Raw genomic sequence first — 22,615 nt, forward strand, 5'->3', positions numbered from 1 at the left:
GGAAGGAAGGATGAAAAAGAGAAACTTCATGAGATGGGGATGGACAGTGATGCTGTCGTGCAGCTTGCTGGCAGCTGGCTGCGGATCCGGACAGGAAGCTTTGCCAAGTGCGGGGAATTCGCCGTCCCAAGCAACGGAGAGCACATTGGAAAAAGCGAAGAAACAAGGGTTTGTGACAGTGGGTTTTGCCAATGAAAAGCCGTACGCCTATGCGACACCTGATGGCAAGCTGACAGGAGAAGCTGTCGAGGTCGCTCGGGCTGTCCTCTCCAAGATGGGGATTAACGAGATGAATGGCGTGCTGACGGAGTTCGGTTCCCTGATTCCGGGTCTGGTTGCAAAGCGATTTGACATCATCACAGCAGGCATGTACATCACACCGGCCCGCGCCAAAGAAGTTGCGTTTGCCAATCCGGAGTACAGCATAGGGGAAGCATTGGCAGTGAAAAAAGGAAATCCGCTAGAGTTGCGCAGCTATCAAGACATTGCCGCTAATCCCAAAGCGAAAATCGCCGTCATGAGCGGGGCGATTGAGATGGAATACCTGGAGAAATCCGGTGTGAAAAAGGATCAAATGGTGCTCGTACCTGATCAGCCATCGGCTATCGCTGCCTTGCAGGCTGGCCGTGCAGATGCCATCACGATGACAGGCCCATCTCTGCAAGCTGTTCTGGAAAGTGCGAAAGACAGCAATGTGGAGCGGGTAATGGATTTTGTCCAACCTGTAATCGATGGGCAGAGCATCCGCGGATACGGAGCAGCCGCTTTCCGCAAAGAGGACGAGGAATTTGTCAAAGCGTACAATGAAGAGCTGAAGAAGCTTAACGATTCAGGAGAGCTGCTGAAGATCCTCGAGCCGTTCGGCTTTACCGAACAGGAGCTGCCTGGGGACAAAACGGCTGAAGAGCTGTCCACGCAATGATGGGGGCTGCGTCACGGAAAGGAAGGGATGAACATGAATGAGACCATGCAGATGATTCCTTTTTTGCTCAAAGGGGCAGCGACAACCGTGCAAGTGACAGCACTCTCGGTACTGGTTGCTTTCTTCGTTTCCTTTGCTGCGGGCTTCGGCAGATTGTCTAAATGGCTGTGGGTTCGTTCCCTGACTAGCGTTTATGTAGAAATATTTCGAGGAACCTCTCTTCTGGTACAGATGTTTTGGCTCTTTTTTGCCTTGCCGCTGTTGGGAATCGAGCTGCCCCCGATCGTTGCGGGAGTCATCGCTCTGGGGCTTAACTACGGAGCATACGGATCGGAAGTAGTGCGGAGCTCGATTGTAGCGGTACCAAAAGGACAGACCGAGGCAGCCATCGCATTGAACATGTCACCTTTGCTTCGTATGAGAAGAATCATCTTGCCGCAAGCATTTGTCATGATGCTTCCATCTTTCGGGAATCTGCTGATAGAGCTGTTGAAAGGAACCTCTCTTTTATCCTTGATCACACTGGCTGATCTGACGTTTCAAGGAATGCTGCTGCGCACCTTTGATTCATCCAGAACATTTGAAATATTCGGACTTATGCTGGTGATGTATTTCCTGATGGCTTATCCGCTGACTCTGGCAATGCGGTGGCTGGAGCGGCGTGCTTCGGTAGGGAGGGTGTAGCCTATGTGGAGCTGGTCATTCACTTGGGAAATCCTTCCCCAGATTTTAGAAGCGATTCAAACGACGATCCTTGCAACCGTGATCGGGTTTGCACTTGCTATTGTAGGGGGACTGATACTGGCATTCGGACGCAGAGCGAAGCAGAGATGGCTTTCTGTAGTAGTGGCGGGAATCATCGAGTTTGTGCGCAGCACTCCCCTATTGGTTCAGTTGTACTTTCTTTTTTACGGACTTCCTGCGATCGGGATCTCTTTTGGACCATTCACTGCAGGGGTCCTCGGGCTGGGCATTCACTACAGCGCCTATCTCTCCGAAGTGTACAGGTCGGGCATTGATGCCGTTCCCAAAGGGCAGTGGGAGGCAGCGAAGGCACTCAATTTTTCCAGAGGAAAGACGTGGTCACGAATCATTTTGCCGCAGGCCATTCGTCCGATTGTTCCCGTTCTGGGCAACTATTTGCTCGTAATGTTCAAGGAAACCCCGATTCTCTCCGCTATCACCTTGGTAGAGATGCTTCTGACAGCGAAAATGATTGGCTCCGCCTCGTTTCGTTATTTGGAGGCCTTTACGCTGGTAGGAATCCTGTTCCTTGTACTCAGCTATGTTTCCACTTTGCTGATTCGCAGGCTGGAGACGAGATGGGGACAGCTTTAAGAAAGGAGGACTATATGAAAACAAACCAAGGAGCATCTCCTGTCGTAGTCTACCGCGGCGTAAGCAAGTCGTTCGGAGACAATCAAATCCTGCAGCAGATCGACCTGTCCATTGCACTGGGAGAAAAAGTGGCTGTGATTGGTCCGAGCGGTTCGGGGAAGACAACACTCGCACGGCTGCTGATGACATTGGAGGAACCGACTTCAGGGACGATTGAGGTAGATGGCCAACAGCTATGGCACAAAACAGTAAAGGGGAAGCTTGTACGGGCGGATGAGAAGCATTTGCACGCGATCAGGGGAAACATCGGGATGGTTTTTCAGCACTTCAACCTGTTTCCCCACATGAACATTTTGCGCAACTGCACGGAAGCTCCCATTCACGTATTGGGCTTGAGCAAGCAGGAAGCCACGCAAAGGGCGATGGCCATGCTGGAAAAAGTAGGGCTGGCAGACAAGGTGGATGCTTATCCAGCCCAGCTTTCGGGAGGGCAAAAACAAAGGGTGGCGATCGCACGTGCTCTGGTTATGCGTCCCAAGGTAATGCTGTTTGATGAAGTGACCTCTGCGCTTGATCCCGAGCTGGTAGGCGAAGTGCTGAATGTAATCAAAGGAATTGCCCGAGAAGGCGAAATGGCGATGCTTTTGATTACGCATGAAATGGATTTTGCCCGAGATGTGGCAGATCGTGTGATATTTACCGATGGCGGCAGCATCGTGGAGCAGGGTACTCCCGAGCAAATCTTTTATCATCCGCAAAGTCCTCGCCTTCAAGCCTTTTTACGACGCTTTCGAGCGGGATGAATATCTGATGCTCGCCGAAACGATGAAAGGAGGTGATGAATTGAAAATGATTAGAGGTACACGTATTCAACTGCAAACGCCAAAAGCAGAGCAAGGATTTGCAATGTGGCAGTTGGCAAGTGATTCCGGTGTACTCGAACCGAATTCGTCTTACGCCTATCTGATGTTTGCGAAATTTTTTGCAGAGACCTGCGTGCTTGCGGTCGAAGAAGGGATACCCATTGGTTTTGTCACCGGATTTATTCCCCCCGGCTCTCCTCAGACACTGTTTGTCTGGCAGATTGGCGTCAGTGCCGCACACAGAGGCAAAGGAATCGGTAAGCATATGCTTCGTGAACTGCTTCGTCGACTAGAAAGCAAGAGCGTTTGCTACCTGGAAGCAACTGTGACTATGAGTAACGATGCTTCAAAAGCCTTGTTTACGAGTCTAGCAAACGAATATTCCGCCCGTTACCAAATCAACGAATGCTTTTCAGCCGAGATGTTCCCAGAAGGGGGGCATGAGGCAGAGTGGACGTATCGAGTTGGACCCATTCCCATTCAATCCTGAGGAGGTTACGCATGAAAGCCATTGCAGAAGCGAGAACACCCTTAACCGTATTTGAACAAATGGAATCCGAAGTGAGGAGTTACTGCCGCAGCTTTCCGGTTGTTTTTACCAAGGCGAGTGGCCACATGCTTTGGGATCGTTCGGGCAAAGCGTACATTGATTTTTTTGCTGGTGCAGGTGCTCTCAACTACGGGCACAACAATCCAGCGATCAAGAAAAAGTTGATTGAGTATTTGCAGCAAGACGGACTGACACATAGCTTGGACATGGCGACAGAAGCAAAGGAGGTGCTGCTGCAGACCTTTAGGGAGACCATTCTCAAACCGAGGAGCCTTTCTTATAAAGTCATGTTTCCTGGACCTACGGGAACCAATTCTGTGGAGGCTGCCTTGAAGCTGGCGCGCAAAGCTACAGGGAGAGAGACCGTCATGAGCTTTACCAATGGCTTTCACGGGATGACCATCGGCTCCTTGGCTGTTACAGGGAATCGGATGAAGCGAGGGGGGGCCGGCATGCCTCTTACCCACACCATCGCTATTCCGTATGACCAATACATGGGAAGCGAGCTGGACACGACGCTCTATATTGAGCGGCTACTCGAAGACGATGGCAGCGGTGTCTCTCTCCCCGCAGCTATGATCCTCGAAACCGTTCAAGGAGAAGGGGGGATTAATGTTGCGAGCATCGAGTGGCTGCAGAAAATGGAAGCGATCTGCCGCAAGCACGGGATTCTGCTCATTATCGATGATGTGCAAGCGGGCTGCGGTCGTACCGGTAGCTTCTTCAGCTTCGAGGAAGCCGGAATTGTGCCTGATATCGTCTGCCTTTCCAAATCAATAGGCGGCTACGGTCTGCCATTTGCCCTTACGCTGTTCAAGCCAGAGCTGGATATATGGCTGCCAGGCGAGCATAACGGCACCTTTCGGGGAAACAACCTGGCTTTTGTAGCAGCGACGGAGTCCTTGCGCTATTGGAAGAATGACCAGCTTAGCCGTTCGGTTCTGGCAAAAGGAAACATTGTCCGTACTCGTCTGGAGAAGCTCAAAAAAGCGTACCCCTTCCTCCAAGGAAAGGTGCGTGGGAAAGGCTTGATGCAAGGCTTGGCGGTAGGAGCAGAGGGCATGGCAGAAAAAATATGCGCGAAAGCTTTTGAGCGAGGACTGATTCTGGAGACGTCCGGTCCCAAAAGCGAAGTGATGAAGGTGATGCCGCCACTTACGATTACCGAGGAGGCATTGACAGAAGGATTGGATATTTTGGAGGCAAGCATTCAAGCGTGCAAAGAGGAGGAGAAAGAACAATGATCGTAAAACACCTAGCAGAAATCGTGGGAACGAAAGATGACATCGATACGCCTACATGGAGCAGCAGACGCTTTTTACTGAAGCAGGACCAAATGGGCTTTTCGCTGCATGATACGATTATTAAAGAAGGAACGGAAACCTATATTTGGTACAAAAACCATCTCGAGGCGGTCTATTGCATCGAGGGAGAAGGCGAAATCGAGGTTGTAGGTGGCGAAACCTATGCGATCAGACCAGGGATGATGTACGCCTTGTCCGGCCACGAAAAGCATTTTTTGCGAGCCAAAAGTCAAATGCGGATGGTTTGCGTGTTCAATCCACCTTTGACCGGGCGTGAGGTTCACGACGAAGAAGGCGTGTATCCATTGGACGCCGAGTAAAACGATAGATACCTGAAAAGGAGTGTTGTCGGTATGACGCAAGATCTCTATCCTTCCCGCATCAGGGAACAACCATCTATCATCGAGCGTGTCGATCCTGTTGTGTACCGAAATCACAAGACGGACGAAGGCCCTCTATCTGCACAATCGCTGGCCAGCTATGAGCAAAAAGGGTATCTCAGTCTTCGTGGATTTTTTTCCTCGGAGGAAGTGCAAGAATGGCGAGATGAATTGAAAAAGCTCTGGCGGGATAATCGGGGTTCTTCGCGCAAGGAAGTCATTGAGGAGCCATCCAGTCAGGAAATTCGCTCGATTTTTGCTGTGCATCGCGACAATGAGGTATTTCAAAGGCTCTCCCGGCATCCCAGACTCGTTGCAATAGTGGAGCAGATTCTGGGGAGCGAGGTGTACATCCACCAATCGCGAATCAATTACAAGCAAGGATACACAGGCAAAGAGTTTTATTGGCATTCTGATTTTGAAACCTGGCATGTAGAGGATGGGATGCCGCGGATGAGGGCACTCAGCTGCTCCATCGCGCTGGAGGAGAACTTCCATTACAACGGTCCGCTTCTGCTATTGCCAGGCTCGCATCAATCATTCGTATCGTGCGTGGGCAAAACCCCGGACTCTCACTATGAACAATCACTACGCAAACAGGAATATGGGGTACCGGATCAAGACAGCCTGCGCCTTCTGGTTGAGCGGCACGGTATTGATACGATGATTGGCCCTGCGGGGACAGTCGTGCTGTTTGATTGCAATACGATGCACGGGTCCAATGGGAATATAACGCCATTGCCCCGCAGTAATGTGTTTATGGTGTACAACAGTGTAAACAATCGCTTGATTGCTCCTTTTTCCGGGCAGCAGCCGCGGCCAGATTATATAGCTTCACGTGAATAATCTTATATATAGAAGAAACACGATTCGCATGGGAGGAGAATCATGGCTCTTATCGTGCAAAAATATGGCGGAACATCTGTTGGTTCGGTGGAGAGGATACGTGCAGTGGCACAACAAATTCTTCTTGCCAGGCAGCAGGGACATGAGCTGGTAATCGTGCTGTCTGCGATGGGAGACTCAACAGATGGGCTGATGAAGCTTGCTCTGGAAATAGATCCTCATCCCGATAGCCGGGAGCTGGATATGCTGGTGAGCACGGGAGAACAAATTTCCATTTCTCTTTTAACGATGGCTCTGCGTCAAAAAGGTTGTAAAGCCGTCTCACTGACGGGCTGGCAGGCCGGAATTGTAACGGATGAAGAACATCAAGATGCCCAGGTACGCGAGATTCACACAGCGTCTATTCATCAGTGGCTGGCAAGAGGGTATGTAGTCGTGGTTGCAGGCTACCAAGGGGTGACAGATTCTGGTCAGATAACCACCTTGGGCAGAGGAGGATCCGATACAAGTGCGGTTGCATTGGCCGCCCGTTTACATGCAGATTTGTGTGAGATTCATACGGATGTAGATGGTGTGTATACGGCAGATCCCAGGCTTGTCCCCGAAGCAAAAAAGCACACCCAAATCCCTTACGAGCAAATGCTGGAGCTGGCAGAAATGGGGGCTTGCGTCCTTCATCCGCGCAGCGTACGAGAGGCTCGCAAATTCCAGGTGCCTCTTGTGGTGCGTTCCAGCTTTCAAAGGGGGGAAGGTACCCGGGTAGGAGGAGAGTTGCAATGCGGAATCTCCTCAGCGTTTTGGGGGATTGCACACCAGGAAAAAATGGCAGTTCTTTCTATTAAAGGAGAAAGACGAGAGGAGGCATGCAGTCACCTCGCCAAGCATTTCGATACGGTGGGGGTTGAAGCGGAAGCTGTTGTCAGTGTTTCGGACTGCATGCAATACTCACTGTCGGCCCATGAACTTGAGAATGCAACGGCTATTCTTCAAAATGATGGGAAGCGTCTGGGAATTGAGGGCTGGGAATGCGAGCAGGATATGACAAAAGTCACTATCGTCCCGGCAGATCCATTCACCGAGAAGGACATGACAGGCAAGCTTGCTGAGCTTCCTTTTCCTGTTCGCTGGTTAAAACCTGTGAAGCGCAGGATTTCGTGTGTTATGCCCTCGGCTATGTCCAAAGCTGTCATGCAGACGATTCATCGATCATTGGCTATGAATCTGAATGCGGGAAGGTCAAAAGACTTCCTGCTTTAGAGAAGAACCGAGAGTACCCCCTGCGAGTCAAATCGCAGGGGATTTCTTTTGCTCATTCGCCATTCGCCGCATCGCTTCCCTGCGCACAAACCCGTACTGTTCGTACAGCCCGTGTGCATCCCGTGTTGCCAGCGAAATGTTTGTATGGGCAATCGCAGGATACTGGGTGATCACATCCATGAGCCATTTGCTTAAACCCTTTCCGCGGTGGGCTGGATCGATGAAAACATCGCATAACCAAGAAAACGTCGTGTAATCGGTCACGATACGAGCGAAGCCTACCTGCCCAGTATCGCTGTAGATGCCGAAGCAGATGGAGTGCTCAAAGCTTGTGAATATCACCTCCCTCGATCTCTCCGATGCCCAATAGGTTGTGGAGAGCCACTGGAAAATCTGTTCCCTGTCCAATAAGTCTTTAATATCACTGATGGAATAAGGTAATTCTGCATGCTTCATTTTCAATCTGTACCCTCCTATAACCACTTTACTGATTGGTATGTGATCAAATATACTGAACATAAAGAGTTATTTAAACAAATAAATTCACATCTGTACCCATACAGTTTGGTAAGAGGGGATGAGGGATGGAGAACAAATACGAAGTCGTGAAAGCGCTTTTAAAAGAGCAGCTGCTAACGCACGCAATCAAGCCAGGTGAAAAGCTGCCTTCCATACGGGCAGCGTCTGAGCTTTGGTCGTGCAGCAAAAACACGGCGATCCGTGCGTATCAAGAGCTGGAAAACGAGCATTTGATTTACTCTGTCCCGAAAAGCGGCTATTACGCCGTGGCACGATCCGAGAAGACAACGACATCTGCGATCGACTGGATCGATTTTTCCTCCGCCACACCGGATGCAGAGGTGATGCCGTATAAAGATTTTCAGCACTGCCTCAACCGTGCTATCGAGCTTTATGAGGACCATCTTTTTACGTATTCCGATCCACAGGGATTTTTTACGCTGAGAAGAGCGCTCGAAAAACATTTGGCGCATTCGCAGATTTTTGCGCCTCCTTCGCAGATTTGCGTCGTGTCTGGCGCGCAGCAGGCTTTGCATCTCCTTGCCTCTATGCCCTTTCCCAATGGGAAGAGCGCGGTGCTGGTCGAACAGCCGACCTTTCATGGCATGCTTCGTTCCCTGGATCTTTTGGGGGTCACAGCTCTGGGCATCGAACGGAGGATGGATGGGATTGACCTCGACGAGCTGGAGCGGCATTTCCGCAATAATCACATCAAGTTTTTTTACACGGTTCCGCGGTTTCATAATCCACTTGGGGCAAGCTATACGGAGGAACAGAAAAAGCAGATTGCCATGCTCGCGCAAAAATACGACGTCTACATCGTGGAAGATGACTTTCTGGCGGATATGGACACGGATGAAAAGGCCGACCCGATTTATGCGTATGATCAGGCAGGCAAGGTGATTTACGTCAAGAGCTTTTCCAAAATCATGCTGCCGGGGCTGAGATTGGCGTGTGTCGTACTCCCAACCTCGTTGATGGAGACGTTCCGGCTTTTCAAAGCGTCCAGTGATTCCAGCACAGCGGCTTTGTCGCAGGCAGCGCTGGAGCTGTATTTGAACTGCGGTATGTACGATCATCATGCTGGCTTGGTCAGAGAGAGGTATCGCATGCGAATGGAAAAGCTTGCAGAATGCGGAAATCGGCTGCTTCCTCCACAAGTGCAGCTAGCAACAGGACGAGGAGGAATTTTCGCCCGGCTGTCTCTCTCCGATGAAGTCAATCTTCATGATCTGATTACGGCTTTGCATTTAAAACAAGTAAGGGTGAATTCCACGGAGCAGAACTATCTGCGTTTGTTTCGCCGGGATCATGGCCTGCGGATCAGCATCATGCAAACGGATTTTGAAAAAATTGAAAGAGGGATTCAGATCGTGGCCGAGACGCTGGAGAGCCTGCTGGAACAACAAAAATCGAACCGGCTGCACGTCATTGACTGGATATGATTGGATATAGGAGGAATAATCAAAATCTTTAGTATTGACACGATAGTTACGAAAAATTTAAAATAAGTTCATATAGGAAACTGTGTTTTGTATATAAAACACACGAACGATAAAGTAGAGGTTTTCATCGAAAAAGAGCTTGAGGATACTTTGACAAGGAAGTAGCAGCAAAGCTCGCTTTTTTTTACGAAATAATCGAAACATTGTTTTGTATACAAAACACAAATCTAACAATCAGAGGTGAAATGGATGCTAGGTATCACCCATTTGCGGCATATCAGCTTGTTTACACCGGTCTTGAAGGAACAGGCAGATTTCTACGAAAAAGTATGGGGATTAGATAAGCTTCAGGAGGACGAAAACAACGTTTACTTCCGTGGAGCTGGATCCGAAAACCACATCCTCCATTTAACGGCTGGAGAAAAACGCGGACTGCATCATATCGCGTTTGGAATGATTGACAAGAATGCCGTAGATACAGCGGCTGAAAAGCTGAAAGAGCTGGGCATCCCTCTCGTCTCCGAGCCTGGCTACCTCGATGAAGCGGGCGCGGGCTACGGATTGCGTTTCCTCGATCCAGAAGGACGCTGCATCGAGCTGTCCTGTTGGGTAGAGATCCACACGAAAGACTGGAGCAAGAAAAACGTGGATCCGATCAAGCTGAATCATGTGGTCATGAACACAAAAGACATCGACATGATCACCGATTTCTACACGAAGATCCTGGGCTTCAAAGTAACAGACTGGAGCGAGCATCAGATGGTCTTCCTGCGTTGCAACAAAAACCATCACTCCCTCGCTTTCAACCAGGATGTACATGCTTCTGTTAACCATATTGCGTATGAAGTGGGGAGCGTAGACGAAGTGATGCGCGGAATCAGCAATGTACGCAAGGTGGATGTAGAACCGATGTGGGGACCTGGTCGTCACGGCCCTGGCAACAACATTTTCTGCTACTTCCGCGATCCAGCGGGCTACGTCATGGAGTACACCTGCTACCTGACTACGGTAGAAGATGACGATAAATGGCAAGCATTGGTTTGGAAGCGTGTTCCTCACCTGATGGACCAGTGGGGTACTGCGGGACCACCACCACCAGGAGCGCGTGCATCCATGCAGGGCGATCCAGACGAGGGCTGGGCAACCAAGCTTGCAGGTAAGCAATAAGAAAGACTACCTATTTGGCACGAGCGTAAGGGAGTGGATAAACCGATGGATTTGGGACTGAAAAATAAAGTCGCGGTAATCATGGGCGGAACGTCTGGTGTTGGCTTGAAGGCAGCGGAAATGTTTCTGCAGGAAGGCGCGAAGGTTGCCATCTGCGGACGCGATCAAAAACGCATGGAGGGAGCGCTTGCACACCTCGCTGCATTCGCCCCCTCTGAGCAGGTATTTGCTGAGACCTGCGACGTTACCAATAAAGAAGACGTAACCCGTTTTATCGACGGAGCAGCCGAAACGTTTGGCGGCGTGGATATTCTGGTCAATGCAGCGGGACAAAGCGTGATGGGCTACTTCTTTGACATCACCGACGAGCAGTGGAGACAGCAGATTGATCTGAAGTACTTTGCCATCATCAACGCGGTTCGTGCCGTTCATCCGCATCTGCTGAAGCGCGGCGGCGGCCGGATCGTCAACATCAACGCTACGCTGGCAAAGGAACCAGAGCGTCACATGGTAGCGACAGCGGCTACTCGTGCAGGACTGTTGAATCTGAGCAAAACCTTGTCCCACGAGCTGGCGCCAAACAACATATTGGTCAACTCGGTGAGCCTGGGATTGATTGCAACGGATCAATGGGAGCGCAGACGGATGAAAAACGCGCCAGAGATGGATCCGACGGAATACTACAACGATTTGGCACAAAAACGGAACATCCCGCTTGGCCGCGTAGGGCAGCCGGAAGAGGTTGCGAGCGTGATTCTCTTCCTGGCGTCTGAGCAGGCCAGCTATGTATCCGGTTCGACAATAGAAGTTGCGGGGGCTTTAGGAAAAGCGCTGTAATGTGAAGGGGCGAGAGAAGAACATGACAACGAATGTGCAAATGGAATTCACAACGGCAGACGCAGTTGTTGCGGAGCTTGTACGCGCCGGAGTAGAAGTCGTTTTCGGTGTAGTAAGTATTCATAACATGCCAATCTACGATGCGCTTTTGCGCGAGGGCAGCATCCGCATCGTTTGCTCCCGTGGTGAGAGCGGTGCTGCGAACATGGCTGATGGCTATGCTCGCGCGACTGGGAAACTCGGTGTCGTCATCACCAGTACGGGTAGCGGTGCAGGCAACGCAGCAGGCTCTCTGGTAGAGGCATGGGCTGCAGGAACACCTGTCCTGCATTTGACAGGGGAAGTTTCCTCCAAATACTTGGGCACAGGCAGAGGATACATCCACGAATGTAAAGACCAGCTGTCCATGATGAGCGGCTGCTGTAAAGAAGCGTATCGTTTGCGCAAGCCTGAGCAAGCGGCAGCAGTAGTACGCCAAGCGATTCAAAATGCAACAACAGCTCCACGCGGTCCTGTCTCTTTGGAAATCCCGATCGATTTCCAATCCGCGATCATTCCAAACAGCGTGCTTGAAGCAGTACAGCCTGCAATTGCTCCTGCAGCAGCTCCACATATTCCAGCGGAAGTTACCGCAAAAATCGCTGCCGCTCGTCGTCCGGTCATCTGGGCAGGGGGAGGCGTGATCTCCTCGGAAGCATCTGCTGAGCTGACCCGTCTGGCTGAACTGACTGGCGCAGCTGTTATCACGAGCCAATCTGGTAAAGGATCTATTCCAGAGGATCATCCACAATGCATCGGTCACTTCGCTGCCTATGAAGACGTGAAAAACCTGCTGAAGCAATCCGATCTTTTGATCAGTGTAGGCGTACGCTTCCGCGGCAACGAAACAGCCAACTGGAAAGTGACTGCACCAGAAGATCACATCAGCATCGATGCGGACTGGAGCGCATTCAACCGCAACTACGAAATTACACACGGTCTTTTGGGTGAAGCGAAAGAAATCCTGAACGCGATCAATGAAGAGCTGGCAGCCAAAAACGCTGCGCCAGATGCTGCGTATGTAGCAGAAGTAAAAGCCGTAAGAGAAAAAATCCGCGGGATTCTCCGCGATACATTGGGTCCGTACGAGAAATTCGTCGATGGCATGCGCAAAGTCCTGCCAAAAGACGCTATCCTCGTTCGCGACGTTACCGTTCCTGCTAACGTATGGGGCAGCCGCTTGTTTGAAATCTACGAGCCGCGTACATCCATTCACGCATCTGGCGGTGGTATCGGACAAGGTTTGCCAACAGCACTGGGTGCACAAGCAGGTCGTCTGGATCGCGTCGTCGTCCTGATGGCTGGTGACGGTGGATACATGCTGAACGTAGGCGAAATGCCGGTAGCCGTTCAAGAAAACCTGCCGCTGATCGTCGTTCTCTTTGACGACCAAGGCTATGGCGTACTGCGCAACATCCAGGATGCCGCATACGGTCGCCAAGTTGCCGTAGATCTGGTGAGTCCAGACTTTGTGATGCTGGCAAAATCCATGGGCTTTGAAGCCAATCGCATCGGTAACCCGGAAGAGTTCGTAGCAGAGCTGGAAGCAGCCGTTGCACGCAGAAAGCCATCGATGATCGTTGTCGACATGAATGCTGTCGGTCCAATGGCCAAGCCGTTCGGAGGCCCTCCTGGAGCAGCAGATGCATTCAAGCCGAAAAAATTGTAAGGAGGCCTGATCATCCATGTCAAACGCATATCCTAGCATTTCCGGCCAATTTCTGATCAATGGTGAGTGGGTAAAAGGGGCAAAGGTCACAGATGTGACCAACCCCGCTTCTCTCACAGAAGTAGTAGGGCAAGTCGCTCTTTGCTCCAAAGAAGATGTGCAGCAAGCAATCGACGCAGCAGAGCAGGCGTTCCCGGCTTGGGCATCTACGCCTGCCGCAAAACGGGCGGAGCTGGTAAAAGAGGCGTCCAAGCATTTGTCGCCGATCATTGAGCAAACGGTTCCCCTGTTCGTTCGTGAAAACGGGAAGCCGCAAGTAGAAGCGAAAAAGGACATCATGCGCTGTGTGGAAATCATGAGCCAGGGGGCAGATGCCTTGGTCAAATGGTGGGAGCCGCAATCCATCCCGGGTGGACAAATGGTTCAGCTGCGCAGAAGACCAAGAGGCGTTACAGCTGTCATCTCTCCTTGGAATTCTCCGATGATTCTTACGTTCAAACGCGTGATCCCTGCGATTCTTGCAGGAAATACGGTCGTAGTAAAACCGGCTACAGACTGCCCGTTGACGGTTCTGGCAACGCTGAAAGTCGTAGCAGAGCAATTGCCTCCGGGTGTCATCAATATCGTAACGGGTTCCGGCGCTTTGGTCGGAGAGCAGATCTGTGCTGATCCGCGCGTTCGTACCATTGCCTTTACAGGTAGCACGGAAACAGGAAAGCGTATCATGAGCATGTCTGCCGGTACCGTGAAAAAGCTGTACATGGAGCTGGGCGGGAACGATCCAGCGCTCATCCTGCCAGATGCCGTTCTCGACGAAACCGCGATGACACGCATTCGCATGGGGATCCTCCGAGCAGCCGGTCAGGTTTGCTCCGCAATCAAACGTGTATACGTGCATGAGTCGCGCTACGAAGAGTTCATGAGCAAGCTGACTCGCGAGTTTGGCCGCATGATCGTAGGGAACGGGATGCAGCCGGATGCCATGATGGGTCCAATCAACAACAAAGCACAATACGACTACGTGACAGGCTTGATCGAGCGCACAAAGCAAGCGGGTGCTCAGGTAGATACACTCGGTATCAAGCTGGATGAAGAATCCTGGGATCAAGGCTACTTCCTGCTTCCTTCGATCGCAACGGGTCTTGATCAATCGAGCGAGCTGGTACGTGCTGAGCAGTTCGGTCCAGTCATTCCCGTACTGAAGTATTCCGATTTGGACGAGGCGATCGCGATGGCGAATGACACAGAGTTCGGCCTGCGTGCTTCGGTATGGACGGCGGATCAGAGCGTTGCCGAGACTTTTGCCGATCGTCTGGATGCAGGGGCGGTTTTCTTCAATAACCATACGATCTTCCAAGATCTGCACTACGATTTCCCAGGCCTGAAAGAGAGCGGACTTAGCCGTGAAACACAAATGTGCGGTATCGACCTCTTTGCGGATACCTACGGATTTGCCAACTAACGACGACTAACAGACCAGAAGTATTTGCCAAAGTTGCCATTCAACTAAGACTGAATATTGCGTGTCCAGTCACCAGGGGGTTGTTGCTCACATGCTTAGCAAAAACATGCGATGGGTTTACATTTCATTGCCAATCTTCTTCTTTTGGTTCTTTGGCCAGATCGACAAGCTAGGGATTTCTGTCATTCAGACAGATCCGGGCTTTCTGCAGGACATGGGACTGATCGGTCCGGATAAAAATGCGAAAATCGGGTTCTTGACCTTTATTTTTACGGTAGCTTACGCCTTGTCTAACTTGTTCTGGGGCGTCGTGATCGACAAGCTGGGAGCGCGGAAGACAGCCATGCTGGGGATTGCGGTATGGACCGTCACCATGGTGATGGCTGGTCTCTCCACTTCGTATGAAATGTTTGTACTTTCTCGTATTATCCTGGGGATCGGGGAAGGAATTATGATCCCGGTGTCCGGTAAATTTATTGCCAACTGGTTTAATCGAAATGAGCTGGGTCGTGCACAAGCTTCGTGGATTTCCGGGAACTATCTGGGACCAGCGCTTGGAGCACTTGTATTGTCCGTCTTGATTGCCAACTTGACCTGGCACTCGTCCTTCTTCATTCTGGCTGCTTGTAACCTGATCTTGAACATTCCGATGTTCTACTTCATGACGCGTGATAAGCCGGAAGATCATCCGAAGCTGAGCAAAGAAGAACTGGCCTTTATCCGCAGCAACGATGGACCTGTAGAAGAAAAGCAAAACTTTGCGCAAGATTTCCGTTACTGGATCGTTTGGATCGGGATGCTGGTGGCGTCCTTCCTGTTCTTCGGATTGAGCATTTGGCTGCCGACCTACCTGACACAAGGCAAGGGCTTTGCCCGCGAAGCAATGGCAGGGATTACTTCACTCTCCTGGCTGTTTGCCCTCGTCTTCGTCCTGGTGTGCGGCTACTTGGCCGATAAAACGAAGCGTCCTGGCCTGCTCGCAGCCATTTTATTCGGACTCTGTGCGCTCTTCCTCGGCATTGCCGTGAGTGCGACCAACCCGATCATCGCGGGGATTTCCATCGGACTCGCCATGGGAACACAAGGCGGCGTATTCCATCTGAGTAACCTGTTTATTGTCAAATTCTCTACCCCGGAAACGGCCGGGCGCGCAGCTGGCTTGATGGGCTTCACGAACATTCTGGGCGGTTTTGCGAGCTACATCATGGGCTGGATGCGCGACCTTTCCGGCGGAGATTTCGGACCATCGATCTTGATGCTGATCGCCATTTCCCTGATCGGCTTCGTCGCTTACCTCTTTACCTTGAAACGCGAAGCAGCAGAGGCCGTGCAAATCAAGCAGGCAGAACGTGCTCGAGCTGTGTCATAAGTTTTTGAAACTGTAATTCTGAGATTGGAGTGAATACGCATGGGCAAACCAGAAGTGCGCTTGGATGAAATGACAAGGGAAGAAGCCCTTCAATACCTGAACGAGACAATGAACCCGGAAGAGGGGGCCATTCCCGCCTATATCTTGTCTGACCCTACGATCTACAAGCTGGAGCACGAAAAGATCTTCATGAAAACGTGGGTCTTGCTCGGCCACGTTTCCGAAATTCCAAACAAAAACGACTACATGCTCCGCGATCTGGCTGGCTACTCTGTTATTGTTTCTCATGGACACGACGGTGAAATCCGTGCCTTCTACAACATGTGTACCCACCGCGGTATGAAGCTCTGCCGTGCGGACCATGGAAACAAAGCGAATTTCACTTGTCCGTACCATGGCTTCAACTTTAAAAACAACGGCGACCTGATCGGGGTTCCACTGCAAAATGACATTTACGGCGGTAGACTCGATACCTCCAAAATGGGCCTGAACAAAGTAACGATCGATACGTATCGCGGACTGATCTTTGGTACATGGAACGACAATCCGCAGCCATTGGATGATTTCCTCAGCGACTTCAAATGGTATTTGGATATTGGCCTCGGCCGTACAGAGATGGAAGTTGTGGGGCCACCGCAAAAATTCATCGTCCATTCCAACTGGAAAATCGGTTCCGATAACTTCGTGAGTGACTCCTATCATACGATGGTGACCCACGGATCGATCGCACAGCTTGGCATGGTGCCAAGTGCAACCTACTCCAAAAAAGGCTATCAGGTTCATACAGATAACGGACATGGATGTCTGATCGGGATGCCAAACCCAGACTTCCCGTTCCCGGAAGAGCTGAAAGACGAGTACAAGGCAAACCTGACACCTGAGCAGTTCGATCTGATTTCCAATATGAAAAATCTGATCGGTACCCTGTTCCCGAACCTGTCCATTCTGGTATCCCATACCAAAGTAAAAGGACAGCTTGTTTCCAACACCACGATGCGCCTGTGGAAGCCAGTCGGACCAGACAAGATGGAAGTCATGACCTGGTTCCTGGTAGAGAAAAACGCTTCTGAAGATTGGAAATACCGTTCCCGCGAAGCGTATATCCTGACGTTTAGCCCGTCCGGTATTTTTGAGCAGGACGACACGGAAGTATTTACCGATATCACCCAAGCGGCTTCGGGAACGATGCCTTTTGCCAAGCAACTGACTTATAACTACACAATGGGCATGCACCGTGAGCCTGTGACCGATTTCCCTGGACCTGGTGTTGCCTATGGAGATAAATTCTCGGAAGCCAACTCCCGGAACTACTACCGCTACTGGCTGAACCTGATGAACTCGTAATTGCCTTAAGGAGGAAGAGTCGATGAGCATGGAAATGATGCTGGCTACTTACGAATTCCAGCAATGGTTGTACCGTGAAGCAAAATTGTTGGATGATATCGATTTTGACGGCTGGTTTGCTTTGATGCATCCCGAAATTATGTACTCAATGCCAGTCCGCGTAAACAAAGAAGGGATCGAGCGTCCTGACTACGCGACAGACATGTTCGCCTTCCATGACGATCACCACCTGCTGTCCCTGCGCGTAGAGCGTTTGAAATCCGACTACGCTTGGGCGGAGATTCCTCCGTCCCGGACACGCCGCTCGGTGAACAACGTACGGGTAGAGGAGTACGTTCCGGGCGAAAAAGCAGTGGTGAAAAGCTATCTGCTTCTGTATCGCAGCCGTTCGACCGACATTCACCACGACATCGTATCGGGTGAGCGTACCGATGAATTCGTGTATGTAGACGGCGAATGGAAGCTGAAAAAGCGCTTCTTCGTTATCGACCAAACCACCATCAATACACGTAACCTGGCAATTTTCGTATAGAGAGAGGGAGGCATGACGGGCATGGCAGAGCTTGCGGGAAAATCAGTGTATATCACAGGGGGAGCCTCCGGGATCGGCAAGGCGGTAGTGGAGGCCTTCATCAAAGAAGGAGCTGTTGTAACGGTACTGGATCGCTCGGCGGACGGCCTGGGCGAGCTGGAACAGCAACTCGGCGACAGCGTCCGTACCATCACGGGTGATGTGACTGTGTACGAGGACCATCAACGAGCGGTGCAATGTGCAGTCGAGGCATTCGGGAAGCTGGACATTCTCGTATCCAATGCCGGCGTGTTTGACGCATTTGCAAAATTCGTCGATGTTACCCCACAGGCGATGTCGGATGCCTACGACATGTTGTTTAACATCAATGTAAAAGGTAGCTTTTTCGCTGCCAAAGCGGCAGTGGATGAACTGAAACGGACGCGGGGGAACATGATTTTCACCGTGTCCGGTGCAGGCTTTTACCCGGATGGCGGGGGCGTGTGGTACACCGCGAGCAAGCATGCGCAGATCGGTCTCTTGCGGCAGCTCGCTTTCGAATTGGCACCCGATATTCGGGTAAATGCAGTGGCTCCCGGCGGTACATTGACAGCCTTATCCGTGATCCCACCTCTGCGTCCTTTTGTCAATGTGGTTGACAACGAAACCAAGGCGAAGAGCATCAAGCGCCGCAACCCATTGCAAATCGCAATGGAACCAGAGGATCACGTAGGGGCGTACGTCCTGCTGGCATCAGATAAAGCACGTGCGATTACCGGTGAAGTATTGGCCAGCGACGGAGGATTAGTCGTACGCGGACTTGGATAGGGGGAAACAGATATGACACAAGCACTGCTCGGAACAAGCGAGATCAACCAGATTTGCTTTGTTGTGAAAGACATTGAAAAAGCGGCCGAGGCTTTTGCCACTCTTCTCGGAATCGAGAAGCCGAACTGGTTTTTGACAGGAACACAGGAAATTTCTCAAATCGTATACAACGGAGTACCAACTCCTGCACGCAATAAGCTGATCTTCATCAACACACCATCCGTACAGATTGAGCTGATCGAGCCAGATCAGGAGCCAAGCACCATGCGTGACTTCCTTAACCAACAGGAAGGTATCCACCATGTGGCCGTCAATACGGACGACATGAAAAAGCAGCTGGCACTTCTTGGCGAAAACGGCTATGGCGTCATTCAAACAGGCGAGTTCACTGCGAGTAAAGGACGCTATGCCTACGTAGATACCGTTCCTGCCTGCAAAACGATGGTAGAGCTGTTGGAGCGCGATGAGCCACAGCCGATCCCTCCTGTAAAACCAAGAACGGCAGACGATCCACAGCCTCTTCTGGGCACCGACACGTTGACGCAGATCGCGGTTGTCGTAAAAGATCTGGATGCAGCTGCGGAAGCGTACTGCGCGCTTTTGGGTGTAGAAAAGCCGACCGTGCTGAAGGAAGGCGACAGCAAAATCACACAAGTCGTTTACCGTGGCGAGCCTACTGAGGCGAAAGCACGCTTCCTGTTCATCAAAACGCCGATGATCGAGATTGAGCTGATCGAGCCAGGCGATTCTCCAAGCACCTGGAAAGAACACCTCGAGACAAAAGGCGAGGGTATCCATCACATTTCCTTCCACGTGAAAAACATGGATGAGAAAATTGCCATCCTGGAGGAAAAAGGATATCCTGTGATTCAAAAGGGGAACTTCTTTAACGGTACAGGCCGCTATGCCTACATGGATACGACTTCTGACTATCATGTCATTATCGAGCTGCTGGAAAAGTTCGAAGCGTAAGTGGAGTAAATGGTAGGTGGGACGGATGCCGCAGGTTCCAGAAAGGAGAGACAAGACGTTGGCAAAAGAAGAAAAAGATCGGTACAGTTCCAGCTCCCTGGTAAGGGGATTGGAAATATTACGGCTATTCAGAGCAGAGCAACCAACGCTTTCTCTTGTGGAGATTGCAGGCCAATTGGGGATTAGCCGGACGGCACCGTTTCGGTTATTGTTTACACTCCAGTCACTCGGTTATTTAAAGCAAAATGAAGATACAAAACGTTACGAATTGACACCAAAAGTGCTGGAGCTCGGATTTGCTTACCTGAACACGCTGCAGATTACCGAAGTGGCGAGGCCGTTTCTGGAGCAGCTGCGCGATGAGACGGGCGGCTCCTCCCACATCGGCATTCTGGATGATACGGCTGTCGTGTTTGTAGCGGTGCAGCAGGCGAGAGGTCCTTCTACGGTCAGTGTGTCGGTCGGCTCGCGTCTGCCAGCGCATGCGACGGCGGTCGGCAAAATTCTGTTGGCCTTTCAGCCGCGAGAGCAGTGGGAGGAGCTTCTTCTGCTATCTGACCTCCAGTCGTATACGAAAGATACGAAGACCATGATGACATCGATCCTCAAAGAGCTGGACATCGTTCGCAGACAAGGCTATTCGGTCAGCAGCGGTGAGTTTGAGGTTGGAATCCGTTCGGTATCTGCCCCAATTTTTGATGAATCAGGCCGTGCAGTCGCCGCCGTGAGTGTAGCTGCCCATGAATCGTTATTACCGATGGAGCGTGTGGAACAATACGTACTGCCGGCGATTTGCGAATCCGCTGAAAAGCTCTCTGCTTTTTACGGCTATCGGCAACCACAAAGGAGGGTATGAGTTGTCCTTACAAACAGAGTGGATTCATTTTGAGCAAGACGGTGTGAAGCACCGCCTGTACACATCCCGGCTGGCGCGCGCGAAAACGCCTCTGCCTGTGGTCATCGTCATTCAGGAGATCTGGGGGACAGATGCCCATATCCGTGACTTGACGGATCGATTTGCAAAGGCAGGGTATTTGGCCGTAGCGCCTGACCTGTTTGCGGTAGAGGGAAAACGTCCGGAAGCATTGACGGAGGAGCGCATCGAGCAAGTGAAGGCTTTTCTCGAAACGCTGCCGCCGCCGGCTTGGCACGACGCGCAGGCGAGGGAAGCGGCACTGGAGCAGCAGCCACCAAAAGCACGCGAAGAGCTGCGCGCTACATATGCGGATGTGTTTGCCCATCTGAAGATGTTCCCGCAGCTGCTGGAGAAGCTGAAGGCAGCGGTGAGCTTCCTCGAAGGCTACGAGCTTTCCAAAGGGCAAAAAATCGCCTCTACGGGCTATTGCATGGGTGGAGCTCTCTCCCTCCAGCTGGCATCCTCTGTACCGAGTCTGGCAGGCTCTGTGGTCTACTATGGGCATCTGCTGAACAAAGAACAGGTAGCGACGATTGCGTGCCCGGTTCTCGGATTCTTCGGGGAGCTGGATGCGAAGATCAATGCCCACTTGCCTGAGTTCGTCAGCGCGATGAAAGAGGCGGACAAGTCCTTCACCTATGAGGTATATGAGGGAGCGCATCACGCTTTCTTCAACGATACGCGCGGAGCTTATCATGTGGAAGCTTCTCGTGACGCTTGGGAAAAGACATTGGCTTTTTTCAAGCAAGTATTGGTATAAAAAAAACGCAACCCTTATCTCTTCGAGCGGATATGGCTCAGGAGATGGGGGTTTTTTTACTTTCAATAACTTTTCGTTTATAAGTAAATAATTTTGTGACTTTTTAAACGGTTTTCAATATTGACAATTATATAACCTGGACATTATATTTAAATAGCAAAACCACGTTTTTCATGTAAAACACTAGTAATTTATTTCCAGGGGGTTGCGTATGAGAAAAAACATGGGAAAACTGGCAATGATTTTGGGCCTGGCGGTAGGGTTGACAGCTTGTGGGTCAGGGCAATCTGCCCAGCCGTCATCAGGAGCCGCTTCTGGCGGACAAGCCGCAGCGGGAGGAAATCAGCCGGTAGAAATCAGATTAGGCGGCGGTTTTTCATCTGAGGAGCCGTTGTGGCTGATGCAGGTCAATCCAGAATTAACACCACACCAAGGGAAGAGCTACACCCTGAACATCACCCAGTTCCGTGCCAATGCCGACCGACTGAACGCTTACCAGGCAAATCAGATCGACATCGCTTCGATCGGTCAAGGCGCGACACTGGTCGCAGCTTCCCAAGGTATTCCGCTCAAAGTAATCGCCTCTGTGATTAAAGAAACACCTGGTAAAGGCTTTAATACACCGTTCATGGCGTTGAAAGATTCCGGAATCAACAGCATGGCGGATGTCAAAGGAAAGGTAATCGGAATTCCTGACTTTAAATCCCCGACAGACATGTGGGCACGCGCCGCGATTCGCTCCGCAGGGATGGACCCGGATAAGGACGTGAAATATGCGATTATTCCGATTCCTTCGATGGCAGAAGCAGTGAAGTCCAAGAAGATCGACATCGGGATGTTCCCGCAGCCATTTGGAGCAACCGCTCTGAAATCGGGAGAATTTAAAGAAGTGTTCAATGCAAAAACTGGCGTGCAAGCAGATGAGGACTTTTTGTCCATGTTTGTAAACCCAGAGTTTTTGAAAAACAACGAGCAAGCCGTGAAAGACTTCCTCAGTGATTACGTGGCTGCACTGAAGTACTACAACGAAAATGGAACAGAAGCACGTAAGTTGTTGATCGAAAAACAAAAAGTCAAAGCGGATCCAGATACGTATATCAATCTGACAGACAACAACCGTTCTACAGACGGAAAAGTGGATCCGGAAGGCTGGAAAGCGGTACAAGATATTTTGTTGCAGGAAAAATGGCTGGACAAGCCAGTTGATCTGAATACGATCATCGACATGTCCTATTTGCCACAATAGGCAAGCACCACGTAAAGCCTATTTCGTGAAGTGGCGGTCCCTATGTCCCGATATAGGGGCCGCTTTTATAT

General features: G+C 51.0%; 23 protein-coding genes. 22 read left to right on the forward strand and 1 reads right to left on the reverse strand.

The window, feature by feature from the left end; translation table 11 throughout:
* The first annotated feature begins 10 nt into the window (after positions 1-10).
* From ehuB to EDM59_RS27905, 9 genes are read left to right on the forward strand one after another with little or no spacing between them, the layout of a single operon-like run.
* Positions 11-922 carry an ectoine/hydroxyectoine ABC transporter substrate-binding protein EhuB gene (gene ehuB / locus EDM59_RS27865; RefSeq protein ID WP_122926629.1) on the forward strand — a complete coding sequence of 304 codons (912 nt, stop codon included), beginning with the start codon at positions 11-13 and terminating at the stop codon, positions 920-922.
* Positions 923-949: 27 nt separating this feature from the next.
* Positions 950-1,606 carry an ectoine/hydroxyectoine ABC transporter permease subunit EhuC gene (gene ehuC / locus EDM59_RS27870; RefSeq protein WP_122926630.1) on the forward strand — a complete coding sequence of 219 codons (657 nt, stop codon included), beginning with the start codon at positions 950-952 and terminating at the stop codon, positions 1,604-1,606.
* 3 nt (positions 1,607-1,609) lie between these two features.
* Complete coding sequence (gene ehuD, locus EDM59_RS27875) at positions 1,610-2,260, forward strand: ectoine/hydroxyectoine ABC transporter permease subunit EhuD (RefSeq protein ID WP_122926631.1); 651 nt, start codon at positions 1,610-1,612, stop codon at positions 2,258-2,260.
* A gap of 14 nt (positions 2,261-2,274) precedes the next feature.
* Complete coding sequence (gene ehuA / locus EDM59_RS27880) at positions 2,275-3,063, forward strand: ectoine/hydroxyectoine ABC transporter ATP-binding protein EhuA (RefSeq protein ID WP_183193068.1); 789 nt, start codon at positions 2,275-2,277, stop codon at positions 3,061-3,063.
* 46 nt (positions 3,064-3,109) lie between these two features.
* The gene (gene ectA / locus EDM59_RS27885; RefSeq protein ID WP_122926731.1) at positions 3,110-3,613 is read left to right on the forward strand and encodes a diaminobutyrate acetyltransferase; all 504 of its coding nucleotides are present in this window, start codon (positions 3,110-3,112) and stop codon (positions 3,611-3,613) included.
* 11 nt (positions 3,614-3,624) lie between these two features.
* Positions 3,625-4,917: a diaminobutyrate--2-oxoglutarate transaminase gene (gene ectB / locus EDM59_RS27890; RefSeq protein ID WP_122926633.1), complete on the forward strand. Its 1,293-nt coding sequence runs from the start codon at positions 3,625-3,627 to the stop codon at positions 4,915-4,917.
* Positions 4,914-5,297: an ectoine synthase gene (locus EDM59_RS27895; protein ID WP_122926634.1), complete on the forward strand. Its 384-nt coding sequence runs from the start codon at positions 4,914-4,916 to the stop codon at positions 5,295-5,297. The genes ectB and EDM59_RS27895 overlap by 4 nt, the downstream gene beginning before the upstream one ends.
* 33 nt (positions 5,298-5,330) lie before the next feature.
* On the forward strand, positions 5,331-6,203 hold the full coding sequence (gene thpD, locus EDM59_RS27900) for an ectoine hydroxylase (RefSeq protein ID WP_122926635.1): 873 nt from the start codon (positions 5,331-5,333) through the stop codon (positions 6,201-6,203).
* Positions 6,204-6,245: 42 nt separating this feature from the next.
* Positions 6,246-7,460 (forward strand): aspartate kinase, encoded by a 1,215-nt coding sequence (locus EDM59_RS27905; protein WP_122926636.1) that lies wholly within the window; start codon positions 6,246-6,248, stop codon positions 7,458-7,460.
* A gap of 27 nt (positions 7,461-7,487) precedes the next feature.
* On the opposite strand, the gene EDM59_RS27910 is transcribed toward EDM59_RS27905, so the two are convergent.
* Complete coding sequence (locus tag EDM59_RS27910) at positions 7,488-7,916, reverse strand: GNAT family N-acetyltransferase (protein ID WP_246011289.1); 429 nt, start codon at positions 7,914-7,916, stop codon at positions 7,488-7,490.
* Between the two features lie 128 nt (positions 7,917-8,044).
* Between EDM59_RS27910 and EDM59_RS27915 the strand changes: the two genes are divergently transcribed.
* The 13 genes from EDM59_RS27915 to EDM59_RS27975 all read left to right on the forward strand — a co-directional run bounded on the left by EDM59_RS27915 (position 8,045) and on the right by EDM59_RS27975 (position 22,544).
* A complete protein-coding gene (locus EDM59_RS27915) occupies positions 8,045-9,424 on the forward strand; it encodes an aminotransferase-like domain-containing protein (protein WP_122926638.1) in 1,380 nt (459 codons plus the stop codon).
* Between the two features lie 249 nt (positions 9,425-9,673).
* A complete protein-coding gene (locus tag EDM59_RS27920) occupies positions 9,674-10,591 on the forward strand; it encodes a VOC family protein (protein ID WP_122926639.1) in 918 nt (305 codons plus the stop codon).
* 45 nt (positions 10,592-10,636) lie between these two features.
* On the forward strand, positions 10,637-11,428 hold the full coding sequence (locus tag EDM59_RS27925; RefSeq protein ID WP_122926640.1) for an SDR family oxidoreductase: 792 nt from the start codon (positions 10,637-10,639) through the stop codon (positions 11,426-11,428).
* 22 nt (positions 11,429-11,450) lie between these two features.
* Entirely contained in the window at positions 11,451-13,136 is a 1,686-nt protein-coding gene (locus EDM59_RS27930; protein WP_122926732.1) for a thiamine pyrophosphate-binding protein, read from the forward strand.
* Between the two features lie 16 nt (positions 13,137-13,152).
* On the forward strand, positions 13,153-14,598 hold the full coding sequence (locus tag EDM59_RS27935; protein ID WP_122926641.1) for an aldehyde dehydrogenase family protein: 1,446 nt from the start codon (positions 13,153-13,155) through the stop codon (positions 14,596-14,598).
* A gap of 91 nt (positions 14,599-14,689) precedes the next feature.
* Positions 14,690-15,967: an MFS transporter gene (locus EDM59_RS27940; protein ID WP_122926642.1), complete on the forward strand. Its 1,278-nt coding sequence runs from the start codon at positions 14,690-14,692 to the stop codon at positions 15,965-15,967.
* Between the two features lie 39 nt (positions 15,968-16,006).
* A complete protein-coding gene (locus EDM59_RS27945; RefSeq protein WP_122926643.1) occupies positions 16,007-17,311 on the forward strand; it encodes an aromatic ring-hydroxylating dioxygenase subunit alpha in 1,305 nt (434 codons plus the stop codon).
* 22 nt (positions 17,312-17,333) lie between these two features.
* The gene (locus EDM59_RS27950) at positions 17,334-17,843 is read left to right on the forward strand and encodes an aromatic-ring-hydroxylating dioxygenase subunit beta (RefSeq protein WP_122926644.1); all 510 of its coding nucleotides are present in this window, start codon (positions 17,334-17,336) and stop codon (positions 17,841-17,843) included.
* 21 nt (positions 17,844-17,864) lie between these two features.
* A complete protein-coding gene (locus tag EDM59_RS27955) occupies positions 17,865-18,650 on the forward strand; it encodes an SDR family NAD(P)-dependent oxidoreductase (RefSeq protein ID WP_122926645.1) in 786 nt (261 codons plus the stop codon).
* 12 nt (positions 18,651-18,662) lie between these two features.
* Positions 18,663-19,622 carry a VOC family protein gene (locus EDM59_RS27960; RefSeq protein WP_122926646.1) on the forward strand — a complete coding sequence of 320 codons (960 nt, stop codon included), beginning with the start codon at positions 18,663-18,665 and terminating at the stop codon, positions 19,620-19,622.
* Positions 19,623-19,680: 58 nt separating this feature from the next.
* Positions 19,681-20,478 (forward strand): IclR family transcriptional regulator, encoded by a 798-nt coding sequence (locus tag EDM59_RS27965; RefSeq protein WP_122926733.1) that lies wholly within the window; start codon positions 19,681-19,683, stop codon positions 20,476-20,478.
* Between the two features lies 1 nt (position 20,479).
* Positions 20,480-21,298, forward strand: coding sequence for a dienelactone hydrolase family protein (locus EDM59_RS27970; protein ID WP_122926647.1), 819 nt, complete (start codon positions 20,480-20,482; stop codon positions 21,296-21,298).
* 211 nt (positions 21,299-21,509) lie between these two features.
* Entirely contained in the window at positions 21,510-22,544 is a 1,035-nt protein-coding gene (locus EDM59_RS27975) for an ABC transporter substrate-binding protein (protein ID WP_122926648.1), read from the forward strand.
* Positions 22,545-22,615 lie beyond the last annotated feature (71 nt).

Source organism: Brevibacillus nitrificans (assembly GCF_003710965.1).
Classification (GTDB): Bacteria; Bacillota; Bacilli; order Brevibacillales; family Brevibacillaceae; genus Brevibacillus; species Brevibacillus centrosporus.

Bases quoted from the DNA above. Each gene is read 5' to 3' on its own strand.
- ehuB (WP_122926629.1), top strand. From the start codon at position 11: ATGAAAAAGAGAAACTTCATGAGATGGGGATGGACAGTGATGCTGTCG.
- ehuC (WP_122926630.1), top strand. From the start codon at position 950: ATGAACATGAATGAGACCATGCAGATGATTCCTTTTTTGCTCAAAGGG.
- ehuD (WP_122926631.1), top strand. From the start codon at position 1,610: ATGTGGAGCTGGTCATTCACTTGGGAAATCCTTCCCCAGATTTTAGAA.
- ehuA (WP_183193068.1), top strand. From the start codon at position 2,275: ATGAAAACAAACCAAGGAGCATCTCCTGTCGTAGTCTACCGCGGCGTA.
- ectA (WP_122926731.1), top strand. From the start codon at position 3,110: ATGATTAGAGGTACACGTATTCAACTGCAAACGCCAAAAGCAGAGCAA.
- ectB (WP_122926633.1), top strand. From the start codon at position 3,625: ATGAAAGCCATTGCAGAAGCGAGAACACCCTTAACCGTATTTGAACAA.
- EDM59_RS27895 (WP_122926634.1), top strand. From the start codon at position 4,914: ATGATCGTAAAACACCTAGCAGAAATCGTGGGAACGAAAGATGACATC.
- thpD (WP_122926635.1), top strand. From the start codon at position 5,331: ATGACGCAAGATCTCTATCCTTCCCGCATCAGGGAACAACCATCTATC.
- EDM59_RS27905 (WP_122926636.1), top strand. From the start codon at position 6,246: ATGGCTCTTATCGTGCAAAAATATGGCGGAACATCTGTTGGTTCGGTG.
- EDM59_RS27910 (WP_246011289.1), bottom strand. From the start codon at position 7,916: ATGAAGCATGCAGAATTACCTTATTCCATCAGTGATATTAAAGACTTA.
- EDM59_RS27915 (WP_122926638.1), top strand. From the start codon at position 8,045: ATGGAGAACAAATACGAAGTCGTGAAAGCGCTTTTAAAAGAGCAGCTG.
- EDM59_RS27920 (WP_122926639.1), top strand. From the start codon at position 9,674: ATGCTAGGTATCACCCATTTGCGGCATATCAGCTTGTTTACACCGGTC.
- EDM59_RS27925 (WP_122926640.1), top strand. From the start codon at position 10,637: ATGGATTTGGGACTGAAAAATAAAGTCGCGGTAATCATGGGCGGAACG.
- EDM59_RS27930 (WP_122926732.1), top strand. From the start codon at position 11,451: ATGACAACGAATGTGCAAATGGAATTCACAACGGCAGACGCAGTTGTT.
- EDM59_RS27935 (WP_122926641.1), top strand. From the start codon at position 13,153: ATGTCAAACGCATATCCTAGCATTTCCGGCCAATTTCTGATCAATGGT.
- EDM59_RS27940 (WP_122926642.1), top strand. From the start codon at position 14,690: ATGCTTAGCAAAAACATGCGATGGGTTTACATTTCATTGCCAATCTTC.
- EDM59_RS27945 (WP_122926643.1), top strand. From the start codon at position 16,007: ATGGGCAAACCAGAAGTGCGCTTGGATGAAATGACAAGGGAAGAAGCC.
- EDM59_RS27950 (WP_122926644.1), top strand. From the start codon at position 17,334: ATGAGCATGGAAATGATGCTGGCTACTTACGAATTCCAGCAATGGTTG.
- EDM59_RS27955 (WP_122926645.1), top strand. From the start codon at position 17,865: ATGGCAGAGCTTGCGGGAAAATCAGTGTATATCACAGGGGGAGCCTCC.
- EDM59_RS27960 (WP_122926646.1), top strand. From the start codon at position 18,663: ATGACACAAGCACTGCTCGGAACAAGCGAGATCAACCAGATTTGCTTT.
- EDM59_RS27975 (WP_122926648.1), top strand. From the start codon at position 21,510: ATGAGAAAAAACATGGGAAAACTGGCAATGATTTTGGGCCTGGCGGTA.